This window comes from Mesorhizobium sp. M7A.F.Ca.AU.002.02.1.1 (assembly GCF_003998535.1).
In the GTDB taxonomy this organism is placed as follows: domain Bacteria; phylum Pseudomonadota; class Alphaproteobacteria; order Rhizobiales; family Rhizobiaceae; genus Mesorhizobium; species Mesorhizobium ciceri.
Window position 1 is genome coordinate 1 of sequence record NZ_RZPB01000495.1, and the last position, 4,638, is coordinate 4,638.

Below are 4,638 nucleotides of genomic sequence, written 5' to 3' on the forward strand. Positions count from 1 at the left end.
CCCAAAACTCCCCCGGTGCCGCCGGTTCCGGCTGCGCCTGCGCCGCTCCCGCCACCACCCTGGCCGCCGCCCCGGCCCGCGGCGTTGGTCGCGCCATGTCCGCCAGCACCGTCGGCCATGGCGGGGCTCCAGGCCAGGGGGGCCAGGAGGCAGGTCGCGAGAGCGGTCGAGCGCAGCAGGCTTCGCTTCGAGACGATGGCAATTCCTGTCAAGGCCAAGCTCCCCAGATCAGCACCGACGCAGTCGTGCATGTCCCCGGGCATAGCACCCGAGACCAAGGCCGGATATCGTTGAAACTAGCTATGCCCGCCGCGCCGGGATCGGCCGGTCAGGCCGCGGGCACATGCAAGGCCAGCACGGTTTCGCCGCGCCGCGACCGCGTGTCGAGCGTACCGCCCAGCCGTCCGGCCCGTGCCCGCATCGAGCGCAGGCCGGTGCCCGGGACGGGCGCTTGCGAGGCGGCATCGAAGCCGACGCCATTGTCGTTTATGGCCAGGCTCAGCGTCTCGCCGCGCCGGTGCAGGTCGATGACGACGCGGCTTGCCTGGCTGTGCTTGAGCACGTTGGTCAGGCCTTCCTGCAGGATGCGGACGAGATCGAGGCTTCGCGCGAGCGACAGGTGGCAGTCCTCCAGCCCGGTCAGGTTCCACACGCAATCGATGTCGCGGCTTTCGCATGCCAGCGTGTGGCGGCGGCGCAGCGGCGCGATCCACTCGGCCAGCGACTGGCCGCCCGTCTGGTCGTCGGCGGCGGTGTCGATGATGACCCGCAACTCGTCGCGCAGTTCCTTGAGGACGGACAGGAAGCGATCGGCCGGCAGGTTCTGCGGCGCATGCTCCAGCATGGCGATCGAATTGACCAGGGTGCCGCCCATGCCATCGTGCAGATTGTGGGAAAGGGAGACGCGCTCGGCCAGCCTGGTGTTGGCCAGGGTGACCTCATGCTGCTGATGCAGCGTGAGGGCGAGTTCTTCCCTGGCGGTTTCGATCTTGGCCGTGAGCTCATCGTTGAACCCCTCGATGCGGCGCATGTTGGCGACGAAGTTCCAGGCCAGCACCAGCGCCATGCCGACCATCTGAAAGTGGGATGTCAGCGTGACGTAGTAGACATTGCCAAGAAGGATGCCGAGATAGGTCATCAGGTCATGCAGGATGGCCACGATGGTGAGCGCGTTGACGATGTGAAGGACGATGTGGTCCAGCCGATTGCTGCGCCAGGTCAGGCCGATCGACAGGAAACAGGCGCCGATGTAAAGCAGCGACCAGAACAAGGCCAGCAGGTTGAGCATCGGGCCGAGTTGGGAATGCGGTGTGGCAAACAGGGCCGCGGCGCCGATCGCCAGCGCGGCCCACAGCACGGCTTCCCCCCTGGGAAAGCGGCGCTCGGCAAAGCGGATGACAAACAGCACGAAGGCGGCGGCCATGACCATGAAGGAGAGCATGATAAAACGCTGCCAGGTGTCGGTCGCCGCGAACGGCCAGGGGCTCGTCACCACGAAATTGAGCGAATAGCAAAACCACGCAATCGTCATCAGGGCGAACCAGCCATAGGCCTTCAAGCTTCGGCGCAGCAGCCAGACGACGAAGAAGAAGGTGCCAAGCGCCGCGGTGACGCCGAGATAGAAGACCGGCAGTTCGCGGCGAATCCAGAATTGCTGGACAAAATGGGCACGCGTCGCCGAAGGCGGGCCGATCAGGACCGGACCAAGGCCTGGCTGGTACGGCGCTAGGCCCGAGACCCTGATCAGCAGCGTGTTGGTGCCGGCATGCAGGACCGGGGAAGCGAGCTGCCAGTAGCGGGGCACGTTCCATGAGCGCGTCAACGGCTCGACGAGGAATTCGTCGCGGCCGAGTTCCGCGGCGTTGACAGAGATCGATCCGGCCAGTGTCCAGTAGTTCAGCGCGAGGCCTAGCGGCTCGGCCGCGTCGGGCCTGTCGAAGGTGAGGCGATACCAGACCACGCCGTCGAAACCGGGCCAGCGCGTCGCCCAGTCATCGGGCAAGGTCACGCTGGTCCAGCCGGCGGCCGGCGGCGCGGCGGCGTCCCAGCCGGATCGAACGGCCTCGATCGTCTTGAACGGCACGGCCCCGTCGGCGCCGAGGGCGATGCCGCCCGGCGCGAGGAGCAGGAATATCAGGGCAAGAAGCCTTGCGACCGCGCCTCGAAAATCGCTTCCGTCCGGGATTTGACCGACAGCTTCTTGTAGATGTTGCGAATGTGGCATTCGACCGTGAACCTGGAAAGGGAAAGGACCCCCGAAATCTCTCGATTGGTAAGCCCCTTGGCAACGAGGTTGAGGATCTCGACCTCGCGCGGCGTCAAGGGAGGCGGCGGCGCAAGCGCGGGCTTGCCGCGCCCCGGCCTGTCGGTGGAGGAACGGGCGCGCCCGGATGACGCCGGCGCCGACACCAGTTCCAGGATGCGCCGGGCGATGAAGGGATCGATCGGCGCGCCGCCGCGAATGGTGCTGCGGATCGAAAGTGACAGCTCGACGTCGTCGCGCTCCTTCAAGAGATAGCCGGTCGCTCCGGCACGCAGGGCTTCGAGGATGGTGTTTTCGTTGCTCCAGGCCGAGATGACGAGAATCGGCAGCGCCGCGTCGTGCTCGTGCAGGGAGCGGATGAGGTCGATGCCGTTGCCATCGGGCAGGCCGACATCGACCAGCGTCATGGCGAAGGGTTGGTCGACGAGCAGGGCCTTGGCCTGCGCGATCGACCCGGCGAAAAACAGCTCCTCCTGAGCGTAGCCAAGGCCCCTCAGGATCGAGCGCAACCGCACCTGCATCATCGGCTCGTCCTCGACGACAAGCAGCGGGCTCGGCAGCAGTGCTTCCGATGGCAGGTCGATGGCGGGATGTTCCTTGGACGACATGAACCTCGACGCGAATGGCGGCTTTCACCTGTAGCAGCCGGGCGGAAAATACCCAACCGATCGTACCCAGTCTGCCATGGATCGGTTGCCGCCGACATAGCTGGGATCAGGTAGAGCGAGCCGGGTATGGCCGTTTGTAACAGCGCCCGTGCGGGAGGCGCTTTTCGTGACATCCAACGGTTGCCTCCAAGCCCGATCCTGCTGCAATCGGAGGAGAGACAATGCGTCAACATCTGCTGAACGGTTGGCTCGTGGCAGCCCTGGTCGCGACGACCTGCCTGCTCGGCGTGACCGCTTACGCGGAGGTGAAGGAAGACATCTCGCGCGTCGCCTGCACGCATGGAGGACAGGCTCCCGGCGAGCGGGGCGCACGGTGTGATACCTGTGCCGCCGCGCGATGCGATGTGCGCGCATCAGGAGCCTGAGCGGCAGCCGTCAGGGGACCGCATGAGCGGCAATCCGCCAGCCAAAACGGCGCTTGCATCCGGGCACGATCCGCGCAGCCGAGATAGAATTTCCGATCAGACAAGCCGGATGTTGCGTGCGGGGCTGAATCCCTTGCCGCGCAAGGGTTTCAGACGCGGGCGCCGTCGAATTTTTCGCGCGCCGCCTTGACGCGCATGGTGTTGGCGCGCGCCCATTCGCTCAGTGCGCTGACGGGGATCAGCAGCTCGTGGCCGAGCTCGGTCAGCTCATAATCGACGCGCGGCGGAATGGTTGGAAACACGGTGCGGGTGACGAAGCCGTCACGCTCCAGCCCGCGCAAGGTGGTGGTCAGCATCTTCTGCGAGATGCCGCCGACGGCTGCGCGCAATTCGTTGAAACGCAGCGGTCCGTCGCCCAGCTTGCCGACGACCAGAACGGTCCATTTGTCGCCGACGCGCTGCAGGATTTCCGAGATGGCGCGGCAGTCTTCGGAGCGGTGTGGGTGCCTCGGTAACAAAAAAGTGCCTTCTTGTGCATCGCGTTTGCAGTATCTCATATAGCGCAGGTATCCAAATGATACCAGTACTTCGTGCAAGGAGAGCCCTTATGTCCAAACCCAAAATTGCCATCGTCGTCGGATCGACGCGCGCCGCTCGTTTCGCCGATGTGCCAACCCAATGGATCGCCAAGATCGCCAAGTCGCATGCCGACATCGATGTCGAGATCGTCGACCTTCGCGACTTCCCGCTGCCGTTCTTCGACGAAGTCGCATCCTCCGCATGGGCGCCGTCGCAGAACGAAGTGGCACAGCGCTGGCAGAAGAAGGTCGCCGAATTCGACGGCTTCATCTTCACCGCCGCCGAATACAATCATGGCCCGACGGCGGTGCTGAAGAATGCCATCGACTACGCCGCCAACGAATGGAACAAGAAGCCGGCCGGCTTCGTCGGCTATGGCAGCGTCGGTGGCGCTCGCGCCGTCGAACAGCTCCGCCTTCATGCCGTCGAATTGCAGATGGCGCCGGTCAAGTCGGCCGTCCATATCGCCTGGGGCGATTTCCTCGCCGTCCGCCAGGGCGAGAAGAAGCTGGAAGACCTCGAGCATCTGAACCAGGCCGCCACGGCGCTGGTCAACGACGTTGCCTGGTGGGCCAAGGTGCTCAAGGCAGCGCGTCAGGCCGACGCCGTCGCCGAGGAAGTCAAGGCGGCCTGACCGCCGGTTCGAATTATCCTCCCAAGGATCCGGGGCGGCGCTTGCGCCGCCCTTTTTCAATTATAGCGGCTCAAACCGAAAGCTGGCGCCGGATCGGACGACGCGGCCGATACCGGGCGAATCCAGATG

At 65.0% G+C, this 4,638-nt stretch carries 6 protein-coding genes; 2 read left to right on the forward strand and 4 right to left on the reverse strand.

All coding sequences use genetic code 11. From position 1 onward, the window contains the following. From EN879_RS39500 to EN879_RS24990, 3 genes are all read right to left on the reverse strand, one after another. Positions 1-212, reverse strand: a 212-nt coding sequence (locus EN879_RS39500; protein WP_206520998.1) for a hypothetical protein, incomplete at its 3' end; no start/stop codon positions are given. A 116-nt stretch (positions 213-328) separates the two neighbouring features. Beyond that, complete coding sequence (locus EN879_RS24985) at positions 329-2,083, reverse strand: 7TM diverse intracellular signaling domain-containing protein (RefSeq protein WP_158515801.1); 1,755 nt, start codon at positions 2,081-2,083, stop codon at positions 329-331. Between the two features lie 50 nt (positions 2,084-2,133). Continuing rightward, positions 2,134-2,871 carry a response regulator transcription factor gene (locus EN879_RS24990; RefSeq protein WP_063168819.1) on the reverse strand — a complete coding sequence of 246 codons (738 nt, stop codon included), beginning with the start codon at positions 2,869-2,871 and terminating at the stop codon, positions 2,134-2,136. Between the two features lie 221 nt (positions 2,872-3,092). Here EN879_RS24990 and EN879_RS24995 point away from each other — a divergent pair, with 221 nt between their 5' ends. Continuing rightward, positions 3,093-3,296 carry a hypothetical protein gene (locus tag EN879_RS24995; RefSeq protein WP_013530050.1) on the forward strand — a complete coding sequence of 68 codons (204 nt, stop codon included), beginning with the start codon at positions 3,093-3,095 and terminating at the stop codon, positions 3,294-3,296. A gap of 149 nt (positions 3,297-3,445) precedes the next feature. Here EN879_RS24995 and EN879_RS25000 read toward each other — a convergent pair whose 3' ends face one another. Further along, positions 3,446-3,814, reverse strand: coding sequence for a helix-turn-helix domain-containing protein (locus EN879_RS25000; RefSeq protein ID WP_024504168.1), 369 nt, complete (start codon positions 3,812-3,814; stop codon positions 3,446-3,448). 89 nt (positions 3,815-3,903) lie between these two features. Here EN879_RS25000 and EN879_RS25005 point away from each other — a divergent pair, with 89 nt between their 5' ends. Beyond that, positions 3,904-4,509: an NADPH-dependent FMN reductase gene (locus tag EN879_RS25005; RefSeq protein ID WP_013530052.1), complete on the forward strand. Its 606-nt coding sequence runs from the start codon at positions 3,904-3,906 to the stop codon at positions 4,507-4,509. Positions 4,510-4,638: the final 129 nt, after the last annotated feature.

Bases quoted from the DNA above. Each gene is read 5' to 3' on its own strand.
- EN879_RS24990 (WP_063168819.1), bottom strand. From the start codon at position 2,871: ATGTCGTCCAAGGAACATCCCGCCATCGACCTGCCATCGGAAGCACTG.
- EN879_RS24995 (WP_013530050.1), top strand. From the start codon at position 3,093: ATGCGTCAACATCTGCTGAACGGTTGGCTCGTGGCAGCCCTGGTCGCG.
- EN879_RS25005 (WP_013530052.1), top strand. From the start codon at position 3,904: ATGTCCAAACCCAAAATTGCCATCGTCGTCGGATCGACGCGCGCCGCT.